Annotated in this window: 15 protein-coding genes and 1 pseudogene; 9 read left to right on the top strand and 7 right to left on the bottom strand. The window is 64.1% G+C overall.

Annotation, left to right across the window (positions count from 1 at the left end; all coding sequences use genetic code 11):
- The first annotated feature begins 76 nt into the window (after positions 1–76).
- From HNR60_RS08825 to HNR60_RS08815, 3 genes are all read left to right on the top strand, one after another.
- Positions 77–1,345 carry a sensor domain-containing phosphodiesterase gene (locus tag HNR60_RS08825; RefSeq protein ID WP_184256488.1) on the top strand — a complete coding sequence of 423 codons (1,269 nt, stop codon included), beginning with the start codon at positions 77–79 and terminating at the stop codon, positions 1,343–1,345.
- 303 nt (positions 1,346–1,648) lie between these two features.
- Complete coding sequence (locus tag HNR60_RS08820) at positions 1,649–2,479, top strand: ATP-binding cassette domain-containing protein (RefSeq protein WP_184256486.1); 831 nt, start codon at positions 1,649–1,651, stop codon at positions 2,477–2,479.
- Complete coding sequence (locus HNR60_RS08815; protein WP_184256484.1) at positions 2,476–4,404, top strand: long-chain fatty acid--CoA ligase; 1,929 nt, start codon at positions 2,476–2,478, stop codon at positions 4,402–4,404. The genes HNR60_RS08820 and HNR60_RS08815 overlap by 4 nt, the downstream gene beginning before the upstream one ends.
- Before the next feature lie 209 nt (positions 4,405–4,613).
- Here the strand turns inward: HNR60_RS08815 and HNR60_RS08810 are convergent, their stop codons facing one another.
- On the bottom strand, positions 4,614–4,979 hold the full coding sequence (locus HNR60_RS08810) for an endonuclease domain-containing protein (protein ID WP_184256482.1): 366 nt from the start codon (positions 4,977–4,979) through the stop codon (positions 4,614–4,616).
- Positions 4,980–5,137: 158 nt separating this feature from the next.
- Between HNR60_RS08810 and HNR60_RS08805 the strand changes: the two genes are divergently transcribed.
- The 6 genes from HNR60_RS08805 to HNR60_RS08780 all read left to right on the top strand — a co-directional run bounded on the left by HNR60_RS08805 (position 5,138) and on the right by HNR60_RS08780 (position 13,028).
- On the top strand, positions 5,138–6,031 hold the full coding sequence (locus HNR60_RS08805) for a branched-chain amino acid ABC transporter permease (protein ID WP_184256480.1): 894 nt from the start codon (positions 5,138–5,140) through the stop codon (positions 6,029–6,031).
- A 5-nt stretch (positions 6,032–6,036) separates the two neighbouring features.
- Positions 6,037–7,110 carry a branched-chain amino acid ABC transporter permease gene (locus HNR60_RS08800; protein WP_184256478.1) on the top strand — a complete coding sequence of 358 codons (1,074 nt, stop codon included), beginning with the start codon at positions 6,037–6,039 and terminating at the stop codon, positions 7,108–7,110.
- Between the two features lie 56 nt (positions 7,111–7,166).
- On the top strand, positions 7,167–8,447 hold the full coding sequence (locus HNR60_RS08795; protein WP_184256476.1) for an ABC transporter substrate-binding protein: 1,281 nt from the start codon (positions 7,167–7,169) through the stop codon (positions 8,445–8,447).
- A gap of 64 nt (positions 8,448–8,511) precedes the next feature.
- Positions 8,512–9,603 carry a glycosyltransferase gene (locus HNR60_RS08790; RefSeq protein WP_184256474.1) on the top strand — a complete coding sequence of 364 codons (1,092 nt, stop codon included), beginning with the start codon at positions 8,512–8,514 and terminating at the stop codon, positions 9,601–9,603.
- A 246-nt stretch (positions 9,604–9,849) separates the two neighbouring features.
- Positions 9,850–12,006 carry a sulfotransferase family protein gene (locus HNR60_RS24140; RefSeq protein ID WP_246432875.1) on the top strand — a complete coding sequence of 719 codons (2,157 nt, stop codon included), beginning with the start codon at positions 9,850–9,852 and terminating at the stop codon, positions 12,004–12,006.
- 182 nt (positions 12,007–12,188) lie between these two features.
- Positions 12,189–13,028: an ATP-binding cassette domain-containing protein gene (locus tag HNR60_RS08780; RefSeq protein WP_184256472.1), complete on the top strand. Its 840-nt coding sequence runs from the start codon at positions 12,189–12,191 to the stop codon at positions 13,026–13,028.
- Between the two features lie 261 nt (positions 13,029–13,289).
- On the opposite strand, the gene HNR60_RS08775 is transcribed toward HNR60_RS08780, so the two are convergent.
- The 6 genes and pseudogenes from HNR60_RS08775 to HNR60_RS08750 form a co-directional block, all read right to left on the bottom strand.
- Entirely contained in the window at positions 13,290–15,260 is a 1,971-nt protein-coding gene (locus HNR60_RS08775) for a sulfatase-like hydrolase/transferase (protein ID WP_184256470.1), read from the bottom strand.
- 134 nt (positions 15,261–15,394) lie between these two features.
- The gene (locus HNR60_RS08770) at positions 15,395–16,942 is read right to left on the bottom strand and encodes a hypothetical protein (RefSeq protein ID WP_184256468.1); all 1,548 of its coding nucleotides are present in this window, start codon (positions 16,940–16,942) and stop codon (positions 15,395–15,397) included.
- A gap of 235 nt (positions 16,943–17,177) precedes the next feature.
- Complete coding sequence (locus HNR60_RS08765) at positions 17,178–19,739, bottom strand: class I SAM-dependent methyltransferase (RefSeq protein ID WP_184256466.1); 2,562 nt, start codon at positions 19,737–19,739, stop codon at positions 17,178–17,180.
- A 99-nt stretch (positions 19,740–19,838) separates the two neighbouring features.
- Positions 19,839–20,066 (bottom strand): annotated as a pseudogene (locus HNR60_RS24465) (acyltransferase); the annotation flags it as partial.
- 329 nt (positions 20,067–20,395) lie between these two features.
- Positions 20,396–22,570: a glycosyltransferase gene (locus HNR60_RS08755; protein ID WP_184256463.1), complete on the bottom strand. Its 2,175-nt coding sequence runs from the start codon at positions 22,568–22,570 to the stop codon at positions 20,396–20,398.
- Positions 22,563–25,991: a glycosyltransferase gene (locus HNR60_RS08750; protein ID WP_347339330.1), complete on the bottom strand. Its 3,429-nt coding sequence runs from the start codon at positions 25,989–25,991 to the stop codon at positions 22,563–22,565. Before HNR60_RS08750 ends, HNR60_RS08755 begins: the two co-directional genes overlap by 8 nt.
- Positions 25,992–26,288: the final 297 nt, after the last annotated feature.

Raw genomic sequence — 26,288 nt, 5'->3', positions numbered from 1 at the left:
GGAACGAGACGCGTCATGTCGGATTGTCCGTATCCGTGAGTAAGCGAATCCCGCGCCACCTTCTGGAGGCCAGCGAATGACCCAAGCCCCGAGCGAAGGCGACCAGTCCCTGCCGCTGCTGTTTGCCGCGGTGAAACGCGAAGGCGATGCCAGCGATCGGATCCGCCGCTCATTGCAGGCGGTGCGCAGCCATCTCGGCCTGCAGGTCGCCTACGTCTCGAAGTTCGAGGGCGACGAGTCGGTGTTTCGCGTGGTCGATGCGCCAGGGTTGGAGCACGTGATCAAGCCCGGCGACCGCCGCTCCCTTGACGATATCTACTGCCGGCACATTCTCGAGGGCCGGCTGCCGCAACTGATGCCGGACACCGCCGCCCAGCCGCTGGCGATGGCGATGCCGATCACCGCCGCCTGCCATATCGGCAGCCACGTCAGCGTGCCGATCGAGCTGCCGAACGGCGAGACCTACGGCATGTTCTGCTGCATCGGCTTTCAGGCCGATCCCTCGCTGAACGAGCGCGACCTGCAGACCATGAAGGCGTTCGCCGAAATGGCCTCGTTCGAAATCAGCTCCGAGTTGGACGCGCAACGCGAGCTGCAGGTCAAGCAAGCCCAGCTCAGCCAGGTGATCGCGCAGGACCAGATGTCGATCGTGTACCAGCCGATCTGGAATACCGACGTGATGCAGCCGGTCGGCTTCGAATGCCTGGCGCGGTTTTCGCCGCTGCCGCTGCGCTCGCCGGACAAATGGTTCGCCGAGGCCGGCGAGGTCGGCATGGGCGTCGAACTCGAGCTGCACGCCATCCGCAAGGCGCTGCAGGCGCTGCACAGCTTTCCGGCGCCGACCGAGCTCGGCGTCAACGCCTCGGCGGCCACCATCCTGGAGGGCAACCTCGAAGCGTTGTTCGCCGGCCTGCCGCTCGACCGGGTGATCGTCGAGATCACCGAGCATTCCACCGTCGGCAATTACGACGCCATCCTCAAGGTGCTGCGGCCGCTGCGCGAGCGCGGCCTGCGGCTCGCGGTCGACGACGCCGGCGCCGGCTATTCCAGCCTGCGGCATATCCTCAACATGCAGCCGGACTTCATCAAGCTCGACATCGGGCTGACCCAGAACATCGACCTCGACCCGGCGCGCAAGGCGCTGGCCCGCGCGCTGGTCGGCTTCGCCCGCGACACCGGCAGCCGCATCGTCGCCGAAGGCGTCGAACGGCAATCCGAACTCGACGCACTGCGCTCGATCGGCGTGAAGAAGGTGCAGGGCTATCTGCTCGGCCGCCCGATGTCCTTGCAGGATGCGCTCGGCCTCTGCCCGGCCCGCCGTCGCCGCAAGACCGTGGCAGCCTGAGCCGCCCCCCCGGTTAGCATTCCCGGCTACCACGTTGCCCGCTCACGGCCTGCCCGGCGAGACCGGCCAACCGGCGTTTGCTGCGTTGCAGCAGCTTGCTCAGCTCCGAAGCGGAAATACGTCGCAGCCCGCAGGCTTTGACATTGCCGAACCCAATAGTCGAATATGGCGCGGGTTCGATCCGTGTAAGCTCAGCCAAGCGGGCAACCGCGTGAGACAGAGCGACGAACGCGCGGACCAAGGGCGTTGCGATGGCAGGTGCGAAAAGCACCGCCGCGACAACGGGGACAGGGGAGGACATGCGTGGATCACGCATTGGAGGTGCGCGCAGTCTCGCTGCGCTTCGGCGGTGTCCGCGCGCTGACCGACGTCAGCTTCGCGGTCGCTGACGGCGAACTGTTTTCCATCATCGGCCCGAACGGCGCCGGCAAGACGTCCATCGTCAATTGCATTTCCGGCCGCTACCGGCCGACCGAAGGCCAGCTGTTCTACCATGGCCGCGACATCACCGGCTTGAAGCCGAACGCGCGGGCCTCGCTCGGCATCGGCCGCACCTTCCAGAATCTCGCGCTGTTCCACCATATGAGCGTGCTCGACAACATCATGGTCGGCCGCCATCATCTGTTGAAGAACAACTTCCTCACCGGCTCGTTGTACTGGCTGACCGGCGCGCGGCAGGAAGAACTCGAACATCGCCGCAAGGTCGAGGAGATCATCGACTTTCTCGACCTGCAGAGCGTGCGCAAGGCCACCGCCGGAACTCTCCCCTATGGGCTGCGCAAACGCGTCGAACTCGCCCGCGCGATGGCGCTGGAGCCGCGACTGATCCTGCTCGACGAGCCGATGGCCGGCATGAACTTCGAAGAGAAGGAGGACATGGCGCGCTACATCGTCGACCTCAACGAAGAATACGGCATGACGGTGATGATGATCGAGCACGACATGGGCGTCGTGATGGACATCTCGCACCGCGTCATGGTGCTGGATTTCGGCCGCAAGATCGCCGAGGGCGACCCCGCCGCGGTGCTCGCCGATCCGCACGTCAAGCGCGCTTACTTGGGCGAAGAGGACGAGGTGCTGGTCGATCCCGACGACAAGCCGGATCATCCGGTGGTGACGGAGACCGCCGCATGATGAACTATGCGGCGCGCGTCGCCGAAGCTGACACCTATCCGAAGCTGTTGCGGCTCAATGCGAAAGAGCACGGCGAGGAGATCGCGCTGCGCGAAAAGGATTTCGGGCTGTGGCGCGAATTCTCCTGGGCCGACTATCAGGAACGCGTCCAAAACTTCGCGCTCGGCATGCTCGAGCTCGGCGTGCAGCGCGGCGACGTGATCGGCATTATCGGCGACAACCGTCCGGACTGGGTCGCGGCCGAGATCGCCGCCCACGCGCTCGGCGCGCTCAGCCTCGGGCTCTACCGCGACGTGCTCGACGACGAGGCGGCCTACCTCTTGAGCTATGGCGCGGCGAAACTGGTGTTCGCCGAGGACGAGGAGCAGGTCGACAAGCTGTTGCTGCTCGGCGAGCGCGTGCCACAGCTTTGCCACATCGTTTATTCCGACCCGCGCGGCATGCGCAAATACGACGATCCGCGGTTGATCGACGCCGATCAACTCGCCGCAATGGGCCGCGCCCGCGCCGGACATAATCCGACGTTGTACGACTCGCTGGTCGATGCGACGCGCGGCGAAGACGTCGCAATCCTCTGCACCACCTCGGGCACCACCGCCCATCCGAAACTCGCGATGCTCGCGGCCGGGCGCGTGCTGCGGCACTGCGCGGCGTATCTCTCCTTCGATCCCAAGGATTCGTCCGACGAATACGTCTCGGTGCTGCCGCTGCCGTGGATCATGGAGCAGGTCTATGTGCTCGGCAAAGGCCTGTTGAGCCGCATGAAAGTGAACTTCGTCGAGCAGCCCGACACGCTGATGAATGACTTTCGCGAGATCGCGCCGACCTTCGTGCTGTTCGCGCCGCGGGTCTGGGAAAGCATCGCCGCCGACGTCCGCGCCCGGGTGATGGACGCTTCGCCCTTGAAACAAGGGCTTTACAACCTCGGCATGAAAGCCGGATTGTCGGCGCTGGCGCGCGGCGAGACCTCGCTGTTTGCCGACGCCGTCCTGTTTCGGGCGCTACGCGATCGGCTCGGCTTCACGCGGCTGCGCTCGGCGGCGACCGGCGGCGCCGCGCTCGGCCCCGACACCTTCAAGTTCTTCCAGGCGATGGGCGTGCCGCTGCGCACGCTGTACGGCCAGACCGAACTGCTCGGCGCCTACACGTTGCATCGCGAGGGCGAGGTCGATCCCGACACCACGGGCGTGGCGATGTCCGAGGAGATCGAAATCCGCATCGACAATCCCGACATCCACGGCGTCGGCGAGATCGTGGTGCGGCATCCCAACATGTTCCTCGGCTACTACAAGAACGACGAGGCCTCCGCCGACATCATCGACGGCTGGATGCAATCCGGCGACGCCGGATATTTCAACAAGGGCGCGCAGCTGGTGGTGATCGACCGTATCAAGGATTTGGCCGAGACCTCGCAAGGCGAACGCTTCTCGCCGCAATATATCGAGAACAAGCTGAAGTTCTCGCCCTATATCGCCGAGACCGTGGTGCTCGGCGCCGGTCGCGATCAGCTTGCGGCAATGATCTGCATCCGGTTCTCGATCATCTCGAAATGGGCGGAGAAGAAGCGGATCTCCTTCACCACCTACACCGACCTCGCCTCGCGGCCGGAGGTCTACGCACTGCTGCGGAAAGAAGTCGAGGCGGTCAACGCCACGCTGCCGCCGGCGCAGCGGATCGGCAAGTTCCTGCTGCTCTACAAGGAGCTCGACGCCGACGACGGCGAACTGACCCGCACCCGAAAAGTCCGCCGCAGCGTCATCAACGAGAAATACGCCGATATCATCGAAGGCATCTACGGCGGCGCGCCGGAGATTCCGGTCGACACCGTGATCCAGTTCCAGGACGGCACCACGCAACGCATCCGCACACGACTGACGGTTGTCGACCTCGCCCGCGACGCGGCCGCGATGGAGGCGGCGGAATGAACGGGGTGATTTGTGAAAAGCCCAATCCCGTCGCAATGCCCCCTCTCCCGGATCATCGCTGCGCGATGATCCGACCTCTCCCCGCAAGCGGGGAGAGGTCGCGCGCGGCGACTCAGCAGAATCACCTCACCATCGCAGGCGTGGAAAGATTAGCCGAAGCGTCGCCACACGTTCACCTCTCCCCGCCTGCGGGGAGAGGTCGGATCGCGTCAGCGATCCGGGTGAGGGGGCGCCTCAGCAAGGGCGGCGGCAATGGTTTCCAAGACTCCAGTCATGTTGCTCAACACGTCGTTGTTCCAGAACCGCAGCACGCGATAATTGTGATCTCGCAGCCATTGGTCCCGCGCCGCGTCCGTCGCGCTGTCGGCATGCTGCCCGCCGTCGACCTCGATGATCAGCCGACGTTCGCGGCAGATCAGATCCACGGTGTAAGGGCCGACGGGCTCCTGCCGCACAAATTTGTGGCCATCCAACGCACGCGCGCGAAGCCGCTGCCACAGCGCGTTCTCGGCGTCAGTTGCGGCGCGTCGCAACCGCCTGGCTCGCGCGGTTTGAACGTCGTTAGCTTCTCGCATGAGGAAACGCCCCCTCACCCGGATCATCGCTGCGCGATGATCCGACCTCTCCCCGCGAGCGGGGAGAGGTTAGCTCAGCACGCGTGGAAATCTTATACCACCCAACGGGTCGAGTTTACCAAAATCCAACGCTTCCGTCAGCCCGGAGCTCTCCCCAAATGAATTCCCAGCTCCTGATCCAGCTGCTGGTCAACGGCCTCGTGGTCGGCACGCTGTATGGCGTGGTGGCGATGAGTTTCGTGCTGATCTACAAGGCCACGCAGGTCGTCAATTTCGCGCAGGGTGAACTGTTGCTGATCGGCGCCTGGGTGTGCTGGACGCTGCTGACCAAATATCAGGTGCCGTTCTATGTCGGCATGCCGATCACCCTGGCGTTCATGTTCTGCTTCGGCATCGCGGTGCAGATCGTGGTGCTGCGGCCGATGATCGGCGAGCCGATCATCTCGGTGATCATGGTGACGATCGCGCTGTCCACCGTGTTCCAGGCGGCGCTGAAGTGGATCTACGGCGTCAGCCCGCAGCCGTTCCCGCGGGTGTTCGAGAGCCAGTCAGTCTCGTTCGCCGGACTGCAGATCCAGACCGTCTATGTCATGAGCCTGGTCGTCTCGGTGGCGATGATGATCGGCATGGCCTGGTTCTTCAAGGTCTCGAAATATGGTCTGGCGATGCGCGCCACCGCGTTCAACCAGCAGGTCGCGCAGTCGCTCGGCATTTCGGTGAAAAGCGTGTTCGCGATGGCCTGGGCGATTTCGGCGACCGTCTCGGCGGTCGCCGGCGTCGTGGTCGCGGTGGTGAACGGCGTGTCGTCGGGATTGTCCACTTACGGCATCAAGGTGTTTCCCGCAGCGATTCTCGGCGGCCTCGACAGTATCGGCGGCGCGGTGGTCGGCGGCCTGATCATCGGGCTTCTGGAAAACGTCGCCCAATATGTCGACAGCGAATATCTGCACTGGGGCAATCTCTACGAGGTGGCGCCGTTTTACGTGCTGATCATCATCCTGATGATCAAGCCCTACGGGCTGTTCGGCACCAAAGACATCGAACGGATCTGATCCTTATGGCCACACCTTCGATCATTCCGGCCGGCGATTTCCGCACCTCCTACGCCGCCGACACCACGATCTTCCCAACCCCGATGAGCCGCAACGCGGCACTCGCCGGCATCGTGCTGGTGTGCTTCGCGCCGCTGCTGCTCTCCGAATATTGGCTGAGCATCCTGATTCAGATCGGCATCTACGGCATTGCCGCGCTCGGGCTGAATATCCTGGTCGGCTTCACCGGGCAGATCTCGATCGGCCACGCCGCGTTCTTCCTGCTCGGCGCCTTCACCTCGGCCTATATCTCCAACACCCTGCCGATCCCGGTGTTCTTCGCGATTCCGCTGGCCGGCCTCTTGACCGCGCTGATCGGGCTCGTGTTCGGCTTGCCGGCGGCGCGGCTGAAGGGGCTGTATCTGGTCATCGCCACGCTGGCGGCGCAGTACATTCTGCTGGATTTCTTCTCGCGCGCCGAATGGTTTAGTGGCGGCTCGGTGCCGGCGATGGCACAGCCGTTCTCGCTCTTCGGCTATGTGCTGCGCGGCGACCGGCAATATTTCTACGTGGTGCTGGCCTATGTGCTGGCGAGCTATCTGTTGGTCACCAATCTGATGCGAACCCGCGACGGCCGCGCATTGGTGGCGGTGCGCGACCATTATCTCTCCGCCGAGATCATGGGCATCAACCTCACCAAATATCGCACGCTGTCGTTCGGCTTGGCCGCGTTCTTCGCCGGCATCGCCGGCGCGCTCTACGCGCATTATCAGCTCGTGGTCTCCAACGAAGGCTTCGGCATCGAGCGCTCGATCATCTTTCTCGCCATGGTGATCATCGGCGGCACCGGCTCGATCATGGGCACGCTGATGGGCACCGCCTTCGTGGTGCTGCTGCCGGAATCGATGGAATGGCTCTCCGCCGGCTTGAAAGGGAGCGCGATCGACCGCGCGCTGTCGCTGAACAACAACCTGACATTCTTACGCGAGATCGCCATCGGGGTGATCATCATCCTGTTCCTGATCTTCGAACCCGATGGGCTGGCGCATCGCTGGCGGCAGATCAAGACCTACTGGAAACTCTACCCGTTCTCGCATTGAGGCGGGACCGCAACGATCGAATGAAACGTCAACGAAAAATCACCGGAGGACACAACATGACGATGAAATCCTTGTTGGGCACCGCCTCGCTGGCGCTCGTGATCGCGGGCTTTGCCGCCGGCGCGCAGGCGCAGATCGCGATCGGCCATCTCGCCGACTATTCCGGCGGCACCTCGGACGTCGGCACGCCCTACGGCCAGGGCGTCGCCGACACCTTCGCCTGGGTCAACAAGCACGGCGGCGTCGGCGGCAAGCAGCTCGCCGTCGACACCAATGATTACGGCTACCAGGTGCCGCGCGCGATCGCGCTGTACAAGAAATGGTCGGGCGGCGACAAGGTCGCGGCGATCATGGGCTGGGGCACCGCCGACACCGAGGCGCTGACCGGCTTCCTCGCCAACGACAAGATCCCCGACATGTCCGGCTCCTATGCGGCGGCATTGACCGATCCCGAAGGCAGCAGCGGCAAGGCCAAGGCCGCGCCGTACAATTTCTTCTACGGTCCCTCTTATTCCGACGCGCTGCGCGCCGAACTGACCTGGGCGGCGGAAGACTGGAAGGCCAAGGGCAAATCCGGCAAGCCGAAATTCGTCCATATGGGCGCCAACCACCCCTATCCCAACGCGCCGAAGGCGGCCGGCGAAGCGATGGCGAAAGAGCTCGGCTTCGAGGTGCTGCCGCCCTTGGTCTTCGCGCTGGCGCCGGGCGACTATAGCGCGCAGTGCCTCAGCCTGAAAAGCGCAGGCGCCAACTACGCCTATCTGGGCAACACCGCGGCGTCGAACATCTCGGTGATGAAGGTCTGCAAGACCGCCGGGGTCGACGTGCAGTTCATGAGCAACGTCTGGGGCATGGACGAGAACGCCGCCAAGACCGCCGGCGACGCCGCCGACGGCGTGATCTTCCCGCTGCGCACCGCGGTCGGCTGGGGCGGCGATGCTCCCGGCATGAAGACCGTGCAGGAGATTTCCAAGATCTCCGACCCCACCGGCACCGTCTATCGGCCGGTGCATTACATCGCCGGGGTCTGCAGCGCGCTGTACATGAAGGAGGCGCTGGAATGGGCCGCGGCGAACGGCGGCGCCACCGGCGAGAACGTCGCCAAGGGTTTTTATCAGAAGAAGGACTGGGTGCCGGCCGGGATGGAAGGCGTCTGCAATCCCTCGACCTGGACCGACAAGGACCATCGCGGGACGCTCAAGGTCGACCTGTATCGCTCGCGCGTCTCCGGCCCGACCGACGGCGACCTCAACGACCTGATCAAGAAAGGCACCGTCAAGCTCGAAAAGGTCAAGACCATCGACCTGCCGCGCAAGGCGGAATGGGCGGGATGGTGATATAATTGCGAAGCGCTCCTTCCCCGTGCGGAAGGAGCGCAACGCCGGAGTTCGCGAATTGAGGATGGCTATCAGCACGTCGCCGCACGCAGCCGTCGCGCCGGATCCTGGCCGCCCCCAGGCGGCGGTGGTGATGGCGGTCTATAACGACCAGCGCTTTCTCGACGAGGCGGTCGACAGCATTCTTCGGCAGGACTTCCGTGATTTCGAGTTCATCATCGTCGACGACGGATCGAGCCGGCCTGCGGTCTTTGACGAGCTGGCGCAGCGCGATCCGCGGATCCGGATCGTCACCAATCCGACCAATCTCGGCGCCGCGGAGGCCGCCAATCGCGGCATCGCGGCAGCCCGCGCCGACATCATCATTCGGCTGGACGCCGACGATATCGCCGAACCCCGCCATATCGCTGAGCTGGTGGCGGCGCTGGCGGCCGATCCCGAGCTTGGCCTGGTCGGCAGCGCGGTCGACCTGATCGACGAGGCCGGGCATTTTCATCGGCTACAGAAGATGCCCGAGAGCGATCTCGAAATCCGCTGGACCATCCTGTTCCACAATCCGTTCTATCACTCCACCGTCGCCTTTCGTCGCAGCTGTTTCGAGGCCGCGGGACGCTATCGGCCCGAGGAACTGGTGTCGCAGGATCATTATCTGTGGGCCGCCCTGCTGCCGCTGTGCCGCGCCCGCAACCTCGCCGAACCGTTGACCCGCTATCGGCTGAATCCGCAGGGTCTCACCGCAACCAACGCGAACAACCCGCGCAGCAGAACCCACCCGATCCGCGAAGCCTTATGGGCCGGTCTCGGCCTGAGCTATGAGCTCTACGACAATGCCGCCGCGGGCGATGTGTCGCATTTCCTGCGAGGGTTCGAGATCGTGGACGCCACACGGCGGGAGGCTGCCTATCGGACCATCCTGACGGTATTGCAGCGCTTTCTGGCAGCCCGGCCGCGTGCGCGCGCCGAGGACGACGAGGCCGCGCGGCAATTGACGCGGAGCCTGATGGCGCGAATCCTGAACAGTCCCCCGGCCGATCTGCAAGGTCGGTTTGCGACGTTGCGCCGCTGCGTCAAGCTCGACATGATTGCCGCCCTGGCGACCCTGAGCCGCGGCCTCGCGACAGGCTTCACGATCCGGTTGGCTCGCCCCTCGGAGTGATTGCGCGCAGAAATAATGACGTACGTCCGCGTCATCGATACAACCAAACCAAGGCGTCGACGCTCGCACATCAATAGGCTAAGGCTTGCCGGTCGACGACGGTTTTTGCTGGCGATTACCCGGAACTGGGAGCCGGCGGCTGTAATTGGCAACAAACCGATCAATACGTGCGAACCGCCGGCCATCCTGCATTGGCCCAACGACTGAGCTCTTCTCTCAGGTTCCCTTTGAGTGTCATGAGCCCAAATGCTGAAAAAGCCCGAGTATTCCGTAGAGTTCGTTATGATCGCGGAGGCCGGCGCTCTCGAAGCCCAGGCCTTGTTACTATGCGAAAGCATCCGGCGGTTTGCCGGGACATACGCGGATTGCCCGATCACGGTGATTTCGCCGCGGAGCGATCGGCGCCCCTCCGAGGCCTCGATCCGCGCGTTCGACCGGCTCCGGGCGGATTATCTGCCGATTGAAATCGACAGTTGTTGCCCACAATACGGCAGCTCGTATCGCGTCCACGCACTCGCCTTTGCCGAGCGCCGTCCGGGCCCCCCGGTCCTGGTGCAGCTCGACAGCGACACCATCTTCATTGCCGAACCCGACTTCGCGCTGCGCGACAGTTCGGTCGCGGCCAGGCCGGTCGACGTCAAGGGGATGTGCAGCACCGGCAGCGGCGACGGGTTCGACGATTACTGGCGAGGGCTCTGCGCGCTGGTCGACGTCGACTGCGATGCGCTTCCGCTGCTCGAGACCACCGTCGAACGCCAGGCGGTGCGGGCCAGCTACAATGGCGGGCTGGTGGCGGCGCGACGCTGCTGCGGCCTGTTTTCACGTACCGAAGAGATCTTCCGACGCCTGGTCGACGCCGAGATGAAGCCATGGACCGACTGCGGTCCGACCATCCGCACCGGCACTGGACTCTTGGGCGGCGCAGCGACAGCCTATTGGGGCACCAGCCAGGCGGCGATCTCGCTGGCCGCCGTCACCGGGCATCACGCAGTCGAGGAGCTGCCCGCCTCGCATAATTTCCCGATGCACCTGATCGACCAGCTGACCACGCCGATTCCGCCGCGGCTGGTACATCTGCATTATCACGATCTGTTTTCCGCCGAACACGCCGGATCGAATCCGATCTTCGACGGCAGGCTCGAGCTTCCGGACGAGGTCACGCGATGGCTGCAGGCCCGGTTGCCGCTGCGCGCGCAGAGCGGGCGAATTGCGCCGCGGGACGCGCATGGATCGGGGCCGCAGCGACAGGCCATCCTGGTGCTCGGCATGCATCGCAGCGGCACGTCGGCTCTGGCCGGCGCAATCAACGCGCTGGGCGCCGCCGGCCCGAAGCACCTGATGCCGGCCAACCACGCCAATCCGAAGGGTTATTGGGAAAGCTCGCTGCTCGCCGCCGCCAACGACGCGATGCTCGCCGCCGCCGGCTCGTCATGGGACGACTGCCGCCGCTTCGACCCGCGATGGATCGAGACCCGCGCGGCGCAACGCCATCGTCAGCTGATCAAGGCGGTGCTGATCGAAGAGTTCGATGACGCGCCGCTGATCTTGATCAAAGACCCGCGGATTTGCCGTTTCGTGCCGCTGATCGCATCGATCCTGCCGGAACTGGACCTTGCCGCCGTGGCGATCCTGCCGATTAGGCACCCGCTGGAAGTCGCCGCCTCGCTGCGGCGCCGGGACGGTTTCGACGTCGCCAAGTCGTTGCTGATCTGGCTGCGGCACGTGCTCGACGCCGAGTATGCGTCGCGGGACATGCCGCGCTATGTGTTGCGCCTGGAAAGCTTCCTCGGCGATTGGCGCGGGCATTTGCGCCGTGCCGCCGAGGCCACCGGCGTTGCCTGGCAGCCGTCGGAATCCTCCGAGGCGGAGGTCGACCGGCTCCTGACCGAGGAGCTCTACCATCAACGGGCCTCGATCGACGAGTTGCAGACCCAGCCGGCGCTGGTCCGCGAGACCTACCAGGTGCTGATCGCCATGGCGGCCGAGGGCGACAGCGCCGAATTGCGCGAGTGGCTCGACCGCCTGCGCGCGCAGCTCGACGAGGGCTGCGAGTTGTTCGGCGCCGGGCCGCGGACCGACGAAACGGTCTCCGAACCATTGCGACGCGAGCTCGATCGACAAACCGCCGCATGCGACGCTCTCGTTGCGGCCAACCGCGACCTGAGCGCGCGCAACGACACGCTTGCCCAAGCCTACCAATACGCGGCCGCGGAGCGCGCCGCACTGTCGGCAAGCAACGCCAATCTCAGACTCGCGCAGGACATCGTCGCGACCGAGCGCGACCGGCTGCGGCAACAGCGCAACGGCCTGCAGACGGAGCGCGACGCGCTTCGCGCCTCGCGCAGTTGGCGATGGACCGCGCCGTTGCGCTGGCTGCGACGCCACCTGCTACCGCCGGCCTAGACTACCCGTCCGGCCGCGACATGCGGTGTCGCCGAGAGCCTCCCTCGAGAAGCCAACGTTTTTTGCGGACCGGACGATTGCGCCCGCGGCCGTTCCGGATCATGCTTCGGCAACAGCGGACGCAACTCCGCTGAAACAATCGCCCGGAACGGGCGGACGCTACTAATCGTGGAGAAACGTCCGTGGATACCCACTCGCAAACCGACATCCGCGATGCGGCTGCTCCGACGCTTCAACTGCTGCTCAGCGTCAAGAACATCGAGGTGGTGTATGACGACGTGATCCTGGTGCTGCGCGGGCTCAGCCTCGACGTGCCGCAGGGCGCCATCGTGGCGCTGCTCGGCGCCAACGGCGCCGGCAAGTCGACGACGCTGAAGGCGATCTCCGGCCTGTTGAAGACCGAGGACGGCGAAGTCACCCGCGGCGAGATCAACTTCAACGGCGAGCGGATCGACGGCATCGATCCCTACAAGATCGTGCGCCGCGGCATCTTCCAGGTGATGGAGGGCCGCCGCATCATCTCCGACATGACCTCGCTGGAGAACCTACGGCTCGGCGCCTTCACCCGCAACGACAACCAGATCGGCGCCGATATCGAGATGGTCTACAATTACTTCCCGCGGCTGAAGGAGCGCACCGGCCTCGCCGGCTATCTGTCCGGCGGCGAGCAGCAGATGCTGGCGATCGGCCGCGCGCTGATGGCGCGGCCGAAGATGATCTTGATGGACGAGCCGTCGATGGGGCTTTCGCCGCTGCTGGTGAAAGAGGTGTTTTCGATCATCAAGCAAATCAATCGCGACCTCGGCGTCACCATCCTGTTGGTCGAACAGAACGCCCGCGCAGCACTCTCGGTGGCGAGCCACGGCTACATCATGGAACAGGGCAAGGTGGTGCTCGACGGCACCGCCGACGAACTGCGCGACAACGAGGACGTCAAGGAATTCTACCTCGGCGGCGCCGGCGACCAACGCAAGAGCTTCAAGAACCTGAAGAGCTTCAAGCGCCGAAAGCGGTGGCTGTAGGGAGGACGTCGCGGCGCTGACTGATCAGGGCAGCGTTAACGGTGTATTAACCATAATCGTGCAACCTATGGGCGCATCACCACCTCGGGAGATGACTATGCGTCATTCAGCGCAAGTTCTCAGGATGGTTGCAATACCCGTGGCGATGCTGGCGTTTCTCACCGCCGCGGGGGTCTCCGGCGGCTTCGTCTTGCGCACCAGCGCGCCGATCCACGTCGCGGCGGTCAATTAGACCGCCGAATGGGCGCTCATCGGCGAGGCTTAGGGCCGCCCCCTGATGCAGGAATCCTCGCTGCCTGCGCAGACCAGCCTGCCGAACTGCCTGGATGCCTCCGCCCGCAGCAGCGCAATCTCGTCGGCGGGGCCCTCAGAAATGAGATTGTGCAACTCGTCGGGGTCGTTGCCGAGGTCGAAGAACTCCTCGCTCTCGATCTTGTTGTCGTGTTTGCATTTGATGTACTTGAACAACCGCTCCCCGGTCTTGTGCACGAACGCCAGGCAGGGCGTCTCCCGCCACCTGGTCTGGTGAACGGTGAGCCGATCCTGCGGCGGTCGCAGCAGCGACACGCCCTGCCAGGACGACGGCACCGGCAACCCAAGACGATCGACAATGGTCGGGGCGACGTCGATCTGCGTCGCAAATTTCGTGTTGTTGTAGCGCGTCAGGTCGTCATCGACCAGGATCAAGGGCACGTGGATGCTCTCCTGATAGAGAAAGCGGCCGTGCGACGCGCGGCCGCGTTCACCCAATTCCTCGCCATGGTCCGACAGGATGACGACCAATGAGTTCTTCAAATATCCCTTCTGTTCAAGGATCGTGAAGATCTCCCGGATCATGGCATCGGCTTGCAGCACGCCATTGTCGAACTGATCGCCGAGCAGCATGCGATCCTTGTCGTCGACCGGCGGGTAGCGCGTCACGCCGTGACTGTCGAACGACTGCGGCGGCTGCGTGATCAGTCGTCCGATCAAAGGCTTTGCCGACGTGAGCGGCCCGAACTGATTGAACTCGGGAAACCTGCGGCCCAGATTGTGCGACGACATCAGAAAGAAATACAAAAACCGCGGCGTGCCGTCATAGGCCTCGATCCCGCGAAATGTGCCGATGGTCTCACGATCGTCGGTGACGATCTTGGCGTTTCGCAGCACCGGATCGTACATGCCGTCGATGTCGGTTCCATAGAAGTCCCACAAGAACGACCAGCCGCGATGCTTTCCCGACAGATAGTAGTTGACGCGATAGCCCACGCTGCGCAGCAGCGAGTTGAGTTTGAAATTGTGCGTCGACAGCTGATGGAACGGCCGCGACGCCAGCGTCGTTGCGATCCCGCAATAGGACTCCGAGCAGCTCGAGAGCGCCATCTCGACGCGGGTCGCCGCGTGCCGGGCCTGCAGCTCCGAGAGGAACGGCGTGGTCTGCCGCGGATAGCCGTACACGCCCATCCGATCCGCGCGCAGCGAATCCGACAAGATCAGAATGACGTTCTTCTTTTCGAACGCCGGCTGTTTGGGATAGGACGCCTGGCTCTCGCGGTCCTGCAGCGCGGCCACCAGACGCTTCTGGTCCAGATCCATCAGCTGCGACACTTTGGTGAATCCAAAGAAGTTCAGCAGCGGTTCGCCGGCCAAAAGATCTTTCTTTGCGATGAAGATATAGGCGCCGGCGCTGCTGGAGAACGCCGCCAATCCGACCAATGCCAGGGCCGCGGCACGTATCGAGCGGCGCCGCGATGAGCCGTCGAAAGTGTAGGCCACGGCGGCGAGCACGCGCGAGACCACGCCGTAAAGCGCCCCCAGCGCCAGGGGCACCGCCAGCGCAACGACGCCGATGATCGGTGCAAGGTGCTGGTCGAACCCCGTGAGATCCAGCAACGAGCGTGGCCGCATCAAGGATTCCGAGACCAGATCGAAAGTGAGACCATCGCCCCACAACGCCGTCGCGTAGTAACTTCCGACATAGATCGCCGCGACGGCACCGATCAAGACCGCGACCGCGAGCGCCAGTGCCTCGGCGAGATAGCGCGTGCCGCGACGGCGGCTGTGCAGCAGCCGCAAATGACCGGCGGTCGCCAGCGACAGTACGCAGACGCAGATCGCCTCGGAGAAGGCGATGGCGTATCCGTCGATCTGCAGCAGGCTCCGGGTTCGATACAGAAACACGCCCGGCGCGACCAGCAGGGCTAAGAAGATCACCAGCGCGACAGCGCGGCGATAGGGCACGGCAACGGTCATCCACGCTTCAATTCGACCAGGCACCGTTGCAGCCCCCCTCCCTCTTTACTCGGCGTATTGTACGATCCTGTCATCATCGGATGTCAAGCGGCGCGGAGCTCGGCGGTTCCGCCGCGAGGAAGCCGCAGCGGCGCCTACCGATCGGGCGACAACAACTCACAGCTGCCGAACGCCGCCAGTCGCCGCCGTCCGGCGACGAAGGCCTGCACCCGCGGCGCGCGGTCGCCATACCGGGCGAGTTGATCAGCGCAATACACAATGCCGCCGAGCGTCGCTCCGCCGAGGAAGGGCGTCGGGTCGCTGAGCAGCGAATCAAGGATCGGCTTGACCGCATCGCGATGCCGCCACCCCGGAGCCATCACCGACCGGCGATTGGAATAATACGGGATCACCGACGACCAGTCGCCGTCGATGATGATCAGCACCGCTTTCGGATCGGTGGCGTCGCGCGCCGCCTGGGCGATCAGCAGCGCGGGATTCTGGCTGTAATCAAAGCGCTGATACGGCATGAAACGATCGTAGAACAGCCATAGCTGCCCGGCGACGATGATCGCCAACAGCGTCACCGCCAGCGCCCGCGACGCCGTCTCGAAGACGCGGCTGAGCCCCAGCCCGACGGCGACGATCAGAAACAGCGCATTGGCGTTCTGATAATAATTGTGCACGATGTGCAGATTGCTGAAGATCACGAACGGCATCAGGAATCCGGCGGCCGCGATTGCCGCCAGGATCAACGTGCGCCGGCTTGTCAGCGTGGCGCCCAGCACCAGCAGCGCCGCCGCGGAGAAGTACCCCAGGACATCCGGCAGCGCCCGGCTCCAGACCGTGTCGACCCACAGCGTCGCGCTGAGGCGTTGGCTGAGACTGCCGAAAGTCCACGCGCCGAGTGCGTCGGCGGTCAGCATCTGCCCGAACGGATTGGCGCTCTTGATGTGGTCGGAGTAACGCACCCAGGCCAGCCCCACCAGGAACGGGATCAGCAAGTTAGAGGCCGCCGCCGAGACGGCCCGCAGCAAGGGCCGCCCCGAGGTCTCCGAGCGCAATCGCCAGATCCGCCACACCGTCCACAGCCCGCCCAACACGGCGAACGGTACGAAGGTCGTCGATTTGGTGAGGATGGCGGCACATCCGCAGCCGATCGCCGCGAGCAGCCAAACGCGATGGGGCGCCGCGAGATATCGCAGCGTGAGCGCGAGCCAGCTCAGCGAAAAGAACAGCGCGCAGGATTCCATCAGGAACGTGCGGCTCCAATACAGGTAGATCGGAGAGGTCAGGTAGAGGATCGCGGTCACCGCGAAAGCCACCCGGCCCAGCCCCGCCATCCGGAACAACAGCGCCAGCGGCGCCAGCATCATCAAGAAGAACCCGAAGCCGACCAGCCGCCCGGCGGCATCCAGCGGAACCCCGATCCATGCCAGCAGCGCTGCCAGCAACTGATAGATCGGAAACTCGAAAGGGATCGACCACGGCGCGCCCAGCACCGGCGTCTGGTAGGCGATCCACGGCCCGCCGTGCAGGATGGTGTCAGCGCTCAGCGCGGTCTGGGTCTGCCGAAACGAATGCAGGTCGAGCAGCGGAAGATTGATGCCGGTCGCCAGCACCACCAGGGCATGGCCGGCGGCCAACACCAGCATGATCATCAACGCCAGGCGCCAGACCGAGCCGGGGGCCGATCGTCTCAAGGCGTGCTCGCTTCCGATCGCTCTCAGCATAATTGCCCCTGCCCCCCCCGGATGGCCCCTCCTGGAGCGACGGCCAAGCCGCATTGCGCCGCCCCAACGCCCACCTTGCCGCGCTTGGCACCGCCGGCCGCGACGCGAGCCGCGCGCCGCGAGCTGTCGGCCCCGTCGTCTGCGGCCCGCGCGACGACATGTCCGGCTGCGGCCGCATGCCGAGTCGAGGCGCGAGCCAAGCCAGCTAGATCGGCTTCGGCCGATCCCTGCGGCTGCCGATGTAGAACAGCCCCTCCGGTCGCAGCAAACGGGTCGCCCGCATGAAACGATCGAGCCCGCACAGGACGTTCACGATCAGACGATCGCGCCGCCGTTCCATCCGGTAGTTGCAGCCGTAGATACTATCCGACACCCGCCGCAGGAACGTCATGCCGCGGCCGAAGTGAATGGTCTTGAAATATTTCGGCAGCAGCCCCGGGATCTCGCCCGAGCGAATGCTCTCGAACGTCCAGCCGCTGCGATCATACTCGTTGTAATAGCGATCGACGCGCTTCTCGCCGGGATAATCCTGGTGATTGATGCGCAGCCTTGCCGGCAACAACAGGAACAGCAGCCCGAGGAACACCCGCGTGGCGCGGAACAGGTACATGCCATTGCGCATCACCGGCTCGTAGGTCACGAACATGCCGGTGTCGTTCAAGGCGCCGTGCAGACGCTCCAGCACGGCCTCCAATTCGACGAAGTGATGCAGCGCCGCGCAGATGATCACCAGATCGTACTTTTCCTCGAACACGATTTCGTTGAGATCGGCGACCACCGGCCTCAGATTCATGCCGCGCTGTTGCGCGCGACGGGTGGCGTCCTGGATCTGCTTCTCGTTGAGGTCGAGGCAATCGATCACGTAGGGCTTGGTGAACTTCTCGGCGATTTCCATCTCGACCGCGCAGGGACCGCTGCCCACCGAGAGAATACGGGTGTAGTCGCGGCTATTGACGACGTGACGGATGAAATCCCAATAGTCCATTCCCTTGTAGGCGGACAGCTTGCGTTCGAGCAGCAGGTATTTGTAGACGAACATATTGTCGGGCGCGATCTCATTGCCGGTGTTCTCGTCGCGCGGCTTGGTGTCGAAGGTCCAGTTCTCGTTGATGATCCGCTGCTCGTAGCTGACATCGGTCTTCTTGAAGTCCTCGACCGTCTTGATCGCCACCGGCGGCTCGTGATCGACGATGATCTTTTCGTAGAACTCCCCGAGTGCTCGGCGGGCTCGCGACGCCGCCTTGCGGATCGCGCCGGTGACCGACGACCGACCGGACGTCTCCGGGCCTTCGGTCGCGGATGGCTGGGCGACGCGGCCGGCATCGGCCTGCCGCTCACCAGCCGCCAGGGCCGGCATGGTCGGGCGGTGCTCCTGGCTGCCGAACAGCACCCAATGCACGAAGGGGTTGATGTCCGCCGCCCGAACGTCCGGCGACGTCTCCAGATAGAAGCTGGTCGAAAAGGACGGCGTCGGGTTCCGCCCCTCCTTCCAGCCAAATGACATGTAATGCTGAAGCGGATCGAAGCCGCTGGAGGCGATGTCCGGATAGGTCGCCAAGTAGAAGGCGCGATCGAACGTCGCTGCAATTCGCTGGACGTCGGAGGCCGCAAGATTCTGCAGTCCGGGCAGACCACCGATGCCGCTCGCCCCGGTGCGCTCCGCGGCTTGACCGCCCGACAACTTGTTGCCGAACACATCCGTCGCGGTCTCCGGCAAGCTGAGGATCGCGGTCAGCGAACGTCGCAGCCTGGCCACCGCGCGCCGCACGACGCGCAACGGCCGCGTCAGCCGCCAGGAATGGCTGGCGAACAGCGCGTGGAGCTGCTGGTTAGCCGCCCCAAGCGCCTGCGTGCCGGCCTGCAGCTCGCTCTGCAGCGTGCGCAGTGCGGTCTCGGACGCCTGTTTGCCGGCCTGCAGATCCGCCACCAGATGATCGAGCTCGGCGATCCTTGCCCAGGCCGCCGCCACATCGCGCGACAGCGTGGAGTTCTGCAGGTCGCGACGGTCGAGCGCCTGCGAGAGCAGCGTGATCTGGCTGGTCTGCGCAGCCAGCAGCGCAAGCTCCGCGTGCTGATCGGAGACCAGCTTGGTCAGCGTCGCGAGCTCGGCTTCCAGCTTTTCCCGGTGCGCGCGGGCCGCGGCCTCCGCAGCCGCGGACTTGGAGTACATCGCGGTCGCCGGCGGGCGCGTCTTGCTGAAGTCGTTGATCAGTTCCGGCGCCACCGTGGAATGGTACGCCGATCGCAGGTCCTCGATGCTGACGTCGGGAAAGATCGGCTGAATGTTCTCGACGAAATAATCCACATCATTGGCGAAACGCGGAAAGTGCAGGAACGTCATCGGCACGCCGTTTTCCGACAACGTAAACAGCAGGCGATGGAACATCTCGGCGAGATAAGCCTCCTGCTCCGCGGGATCCGAAATTCCCCACAGCCCGCCGGCGACGTGCTGGTCCGTGTTCTGCGCGCGCTGCACCCGGCGCCGGCTCTCGGCGGCGTCGTTGAGATTTCTCATGCAGATGATCGCATGATCGATCTTGATGTCGTTGTCGGCAATGACCTCGTCGATGTAGGCCGCGATCCATGGCGACTTCACCAACCTGCAGTCCGGCTTGTTGCGCAGGTCCATTTCCAGCCCGGCGTGGGCGACCGGGTCAATGGCGGCGTCGGGGTCGAATCCGGTATCGATTCCGGCCTTCATCAGGATGCGAACCAACAACGTGGTGCCCGCGCGGCCGGTGCCCGAAATGATCGTGTAATTCTTCATCTGAGGCCTCGACTATGCATGCGGGGCGACCGCGGTTCTTGATCGGTTCTCGATGCAGGCATCTCGGAGTGGGGCAGCTCGGAGGGCCTGCCGAGCGAGTTACTGGATATCCGTATCAAAGAACGGGAAATACCGCGTCTTGTAGCGCAGATTGCGGGACCGATCGGTGATGAAGCGCGCCGGATTGCCACCGTAAATCGTATAAGGCGGGACGTCCTTTGTCACCACTGCTCCCGCGGCGACCACGGCTCCCTCACCGATCGTCACGCCCGGCATCAGGATGGCCCGCGCGCCGATCCAGGCGTGGTCCATGATCGCCACCGGCTTCTCGATGCAGACGAAATCCGGATTCTGCGGGTCATGGCTCAGCGTCTGGATCAGGGTGCCGTGGGAAACATTGACGTTGTTCCCGATGTACAGCGGAACCCGGCCGTCCAGATAGGTGCCGCGGTTGATCACGGTGTTGCTGCCGATGGTGATGAAGTTGCCGGTGACGAAGCAGCCCATCGCGATGCTGGTGTCCGCCCCGATCCGCATGTTGCAGAACCGCCGCAGGTAGGCGTGGCGGATGCGATACGGCATCCAGTTCATGAACAAATGATTGCCCAGATAGAATCTGAGCGCCAAAGAAAATCGCCGCAGCCACCCCAAGATTCTCATCGCTTCAAGACGTCCTTCAGCACGCTTACGTATTGCCCAATGATGCGTTCGAATCGGTATTTTTCCAGGATCTTCTCTCGCCCGCGCTGTCCGGCTTTGCTCCAATGCTCGCGATTGTCGGCGAACTCCAACATCGCCCTGGCGAGCCGGGGCGCAGTGGCATATTTCCGTCTGGAGTAAGCCAGTTCATCAAGCAGCGCACTGTTCAGATTGGTGACCTCGCCGTATTCGTTGGCGACAATCAGGCCGATGTCGTTATCCTCGATCACCTCGCGGGAGCCGCCGGTGTCGCTCAGGATCATCGGCTTGCCGTTGAACATCGCTTCGTTCATGGCGATGCTCCACCCCTCGAGGAACGACGGCAGCAGGAACGCGTCGGCCATCTGGTGCAGCGGCGTGACGTCGTCGATATAGCCCGGCATGAGGATGTGGCGGGACAGCCCCGCCTCGCCGAGAAACCGTGTCAGTTCCTCGATATGCGGCGGGTAGATCACGTTGCCGACGCACAGGACCTTGATGTCCGAGCGCAGATGCAGAATCAGGCTCATCGCATCCGCCATCAAGTAATGGCCCTTGTGAAGGTTGTAGGAGGCCACGTTGAGGAACACGTAATCGTCGTCGCTCAGTCCGAATTGACTGCGATCCGCCGGCACCGCCTCGGCTTCGCGCCGAAGATGCTCCTCGATGATCAGGCCGTTCGGGATGGTGTCGATCTTCGCCGCATCGATGCCGAGCGGACCGACGGCAAATTCGGTCGCCTTGCGCGACACCGAAATGTAACGGTCGACATAGGCGTCGTCGGCCTGGAACGCGGCGACGCCGGCGGTGTCGAGCATGGCGTAGACGTTGTGAATGAACGTCACGTTGGGGATGCCGCGCTGACGAAAGATCGGATAGCCCAGCCGGGAAAAATGCGACATCGCAATGTCGATGCGGCGGCCGGACACCAGCGCGCGGTAGGCCTCAAGCGTATTGGTCTGCGGCAGGCTGACGACCTCGACGTCGGCGGCCTTCGCCACTTCGGCGAGATGACCGGCCGGCCGGCACGACACGATCAGCGGCCGAACGCCCAACTCCCTGAGCAGAATCGCGGAATCCAGCACGACCTTTTCCAGCCCGCCTTTGTCGAACGCCGACACCTCGATCAGCGCATTGATCTCCAGGCCGCAGTCCGCCGCGGGGCGGTTCACGCCGGCAAAGGACTTCGCGCTCTCGGCCCAGGTCTGGCCCTTCAACAGCCGCGTCGCGCTCTCCGGCGCCGTCAGGTGCTGCAGCGTTCCCAGCGCCGAGGCCGAGGTGATGGTTTCGAAAAATGCCAGTTTGGCGCTGCCGCTCCGCAGCGGCAGCAGCGTGCAGATCAGATCGGAGAGGCCTTTTCCCGACAACGCCCGGAACAGATCGATCACGCGCGTGCGCTCGAACTCCGCGGTGAACCCCAGTGCATTCTCAAACAACGCATTGACCAACACGCCGGCGATCTCGACCCGGATGTTGTCGAGACGCTGCTTGATGGTGTTGTTGGGGTGCACCCGATACTTGGTGTGAATCCGATCCTGATCGAACAACACCTTGCCGCGGCCGAGGGCGGACAGCACGAACTCCAGATCGTGGCAATAGCGCAGCGGCATGAAGCCGCCGTTCGCCTGCCAGATCGCCCTGCGAAACACCATGTTGGAGGTGGTGGTGGCGAAATTCTCGCTGACCAGACCGATGTCGGTGCCGGCCCGCCGCGCAAAAGCGATCGATCGCGTCAGCCAGTCCACGGTCGGGCCCTTGGCGACCGCCGCGTCATTCTCGTCGATGATCGCCAACCGGCCGAACACCAGGCCGAGATCCGGCTGCTCGGCGAACATCGCGGCGCAGCGCTCCAGCTTGTCCAGTTCGAAGATGTCGTCGGAGTTCAGCACCGCGACGAACTCCGTCGTGGTCGCCTCGATGGCGCGGTTCAGCGCATTGTGGGCGCCGGCGTTCTGCTGCACCAGGACCAGCGCGCCTTCGACGCCGTCCAGCTTGGCTCGGCAGATCTCGACGCCGTCGTCCGACGAGCCGTCGTCGACCACGACGATCTGCGCCGGCCGCCGCGTTTGGTTCAATACGCTGTCAAGCGCGGCGCCGATGTAACGCGCATGGTTGTACAGCGGAATGACGACCGCAACATTGCTATCAAGCATTTCGACGGCCCGCCACCGATCGCCCCAGATTTCCCGGCAGCCGTACGCCAAGTTGCCGCAGATGCGACTTCAGGATTTCTCGACCGGCCTCCAGCGAGTAGTTCTCGCGAATGAACGCGAGCCCCGCCTGCGACAGTCGCTGCCAATGCTCGTTGTCGTTGTAGAGTCTCAACACCTGCTCGGCAAACGCCGCCTCGGAGTCGACCACCACGATGGTCTCGCCGTCCACCAGGCCCATGCCCTCGGCGCCGATCGCAGTGCTCACGCAGGGTACGCCCGAGCCGACGCTGGAGACGATCTTGCCCTTGGCACCGGCCCCGTAGCGCAGCGGCGCCACGGTGAGCCTTATATTTGCCAGCCACGCCGGCAGGTCCTCGACGAAGCCGATCGGCACCACGCCGCGGACGTCGAGATCGCGCAGGCGCTGCGGCATATTCGAACCGACGATATAAAACTCCATGTCGGGCTGCCGCTGCACGATCGCGGGCCATATCGACCCGACGAAATACTCGACCGCGTCGACATTCGGCTGGTGCGCGAAGCCGCCGATGAAGCAGATGCCCCTTCGCGTGTCGAAGTCCGGCACCGCCTCCGCGGTCCATTCGCGGATCAGCGGAATCGTGATGACGTTGGCGCCCTCGACCTCTTTCGAAATCATTTCCGCCTCGCGTTGCGACACCACGATGGTCAGATCCGAGGATTTTATGAAGGTGGTCTCCTTGGCGCGCGTTTCGCGCGCCTTGCGCGCGAGTTGTTCGTCGCGCCGCAGCGTGGCTTCACGTTGTTCGCGCAGGTGGTGGATGTCGACGGTATTGAAGATGATCGGCGACCGCGGACAGAATTCGCGCAGAATGTCGTAGCAACTCTCCATCAGCGCGACACGCGACACGAAGGACGCGACGATCGATTTTCCGTTGAACAACAGGAACTCGTCGAGATTGCGGAAATCCGGCGACCGGACGCACTCGACGCCCAGTGCGCTGAGCTCCTGCTCGCGCTCCGGATTGCCGCCGAACTCCCAGGTCGGGCAGAAATACACCCGGAACCCGAGCGAGATGAAGATGCGCATGAAGCCGATCTGATCCAGCGAGCCGGAGTCCTGATCGGGCCGCGGAAACAGCGCGTCGATCATCAGGATGCTCGGCGCGCCGCCCTCCCGCAGCCGCGCGTCCGGCATCGACCAGATCGATCTGGCGGACGACGCCTCGCCGCGTGCGAGGTATTCCAACAACGGGTTGCTGCGCCCGGAGCCCGACGTCAACAATTGCCCATACAATTCCGGATTGGGATCTCGGCCCTCTTTCCAGCCGTAGGTCAGGTAGTGCACCAGCGGGTTGACCCCCACCGCCGCCACGTCGGCATTCACCGCCAGATAATACTCGGTGTGAAACAGCGGGTGCGGCCGCCGCCCCTCGCGCGCGCCGAACAACACGAAATGCACCAGCGGATTGAGGCCGGCCGCCATGACATCGGGATTCTGCCCGAGATAATACGCGCTGTCGAACAGCGGATGGGGATTGCACAGCGGATTGCGAATGTAATGCTCCAACGGCGTCAAGCCGCTGTGCCGGACGTCAGGATAACGCTCCAGATAGCTCTTGGAGTCGAACAACGGATGCGGGTCGAAGCCCTTATCCGCCCCGTAATGGATGTAGTGCAGACACGGCGTCATTTGGAACGCCGCGACTTCGGGATGGCTCGCTCCATAAAACTGATTGTCGAGCAGCGGATGGATACAGCGATCCTCGGCGCGGCCCCGCGTCACGAAATGCGAGAGTGGGCTGAGCCCAGACGCCGCGACGTCGGAATACATCGTACTGTAGTCGATGGCGGAGAACAGCGGCAGATCCATCAGCTCGGATCCGATTTCCACGCAGGTCTGCAGGATGCGCAGACGGGTCGACTCCGCCGTCCCGCGGAACTTGTTGTACTCCCGGACGTACGCTTCGATCGCGTCGACATCCCTGGCGATCGAGTCGAGAATGCCGGTGAGGCGAAAGCGCATCTGGCGCCCCGCTCCGAACAGCAGCGAGCCGCGATTGGCCGCCGCCCAATCCAGCAGCGGCAATAATTTGCGGACCGCGACGGCCGCGTTGCCGCTCGCAGCCTTCGCCGCCCGGCGCGCCTGAAGCAATTCGCCGTACAGGACGTCCCGCTCGTGGCCGACCCGAGTCAGTTCATTCTGGGCCGCCGACAGCTGCGCCGCCACTTCGTGCAGCTTGCGGGAGAACAGTTCGTCGTCATGCGACTTGGGGCGCAGTGGCGGCAGCTTCGACGGCGCCGCCACCTGCCGGACCACGATCGACAATTCGTCGCGACCTTGCTGTTCGTCACCGGCGTCACCGCGCTCTCTGTCGAGGGGTGACTTCGCAACGACCAACTTGTCAATATTATCCGCCTGCCCCATGCCATTCCGGGCAACCATGTCTTCTGCGTCGCGGCCGTCGGCGTCCGCCGCGCCCTCGTCGGCCGAGGGCAACCGCTCGGCAGATGTTTCGGGGGACCGATGCCGCTGCAGCAGAAGTCCCCGCACGCCGGTTCCGCCATTGGCGTCGCGACGTGCTTTGGCGCTCCCGGCCGCCCGATGCAGCTGCGACGCCTGAGCCGTGAAGCCGTCGAGCGCAGCCTTGTAGTCGGCCGCGTCGAAGATTCCCGCAGCCAGTTCGTAATTGAGAACCTCGACGACACCGGACATCCGCAACGGGAACGGCGACCGGGTGAGGATCGGCCAGGTCACCGGGATTTTGAGCGCCGGCTTGATACTGGCGTAGCCCGCTCTGGCGCTTTCGAGGTCCGGATGAACCGTCAGCGCAATGCGGAGCAGCCCACAGAAGTCTCGCCACGCAAACGGCTGCTCGTCGTCGGCCTCTCCCCAGAACGCAAACGGCGTCCCGTAGGCGGCCGCGATCGTTGCGCCATGGAACGCACCGGCCAGCACGAAACCGGCCGAAGCCAGCGCGTCGATGAAGCCGTGGATCGCGGGCTGCTTCGCCTCGACCGGGGGCCGCAACACCAGGTCGCAGCCGCTGGCTTCGAGGATTTCCCGGTCGGGACGATTGTCGTCATGGTCCGGAACACAGACAGACTTTCCGAGGTATCGAACGTCCCGCCGCGGCTGATACAACGCCGGCAGCAGCAGCGCCGGTTCGCCGACGGGGATGGATTCGCCGGGCCGCAATGCGGACGCCGTCAGCGGGCCGCGCACCGCAAGGATCGCCAGCCGGTCGGCGCCGCTTGCGGTCAGGGCGCCGGGCGCCAGCAGACCGCTTCCCCAGCAACAGACCCGCTTTTCCGCCTCACGACTCTTCCCTTGACCCGGGCCCCCCGGTTGAGGAACAATGTCGTCGGACAGAAACCCGCCGACGATGCAGATGTCGAAATCGGACGGCGGCGCCGCTTGGAACAATCCCTCGGCTATCACCAAGAAAAGCCCGTCTTCAAAGTTTCCGCGGTCCCTCTCGTACCACCAGTATGACGACGCCCCCGCAGGATTCTCCATAATACACTGCCCGCCCCGGAATATTGCAACTTTATTGGCTTAAACCTCTGGTCTAGTCAAACAGAATATGGCCGCTCCGCTGTTCACCACCGCTTTGAAAACGCAACCTTTTCGGGATTGATCCTGTTACCAGCGCTGCTGACAGTACATTTTGTAACCTTAGAGCCTGACCGAAAAAGCAGCGAGCAAAACCAGGGGTTTTGTCATTGCGAGCCGAGG

This window comes from Rhodopseudomonas rhenobacensis, assembly GCF_014203125.1.
In the GTDB taxonomy this organism is placed as follows: Bacteria; Pseudomonadota; Alphaproteobacteria; order Rhizobiales; family Xanthobacteraceae; genus Rhodopseudomonas_A; species Rhodopseudomonas_A rhenobacensis.
The sequence above is the reverse complement of the archived record's forward strand: the minus strand, read 5'-3'. Positions and strand labels throughout refer to the sequence as shown.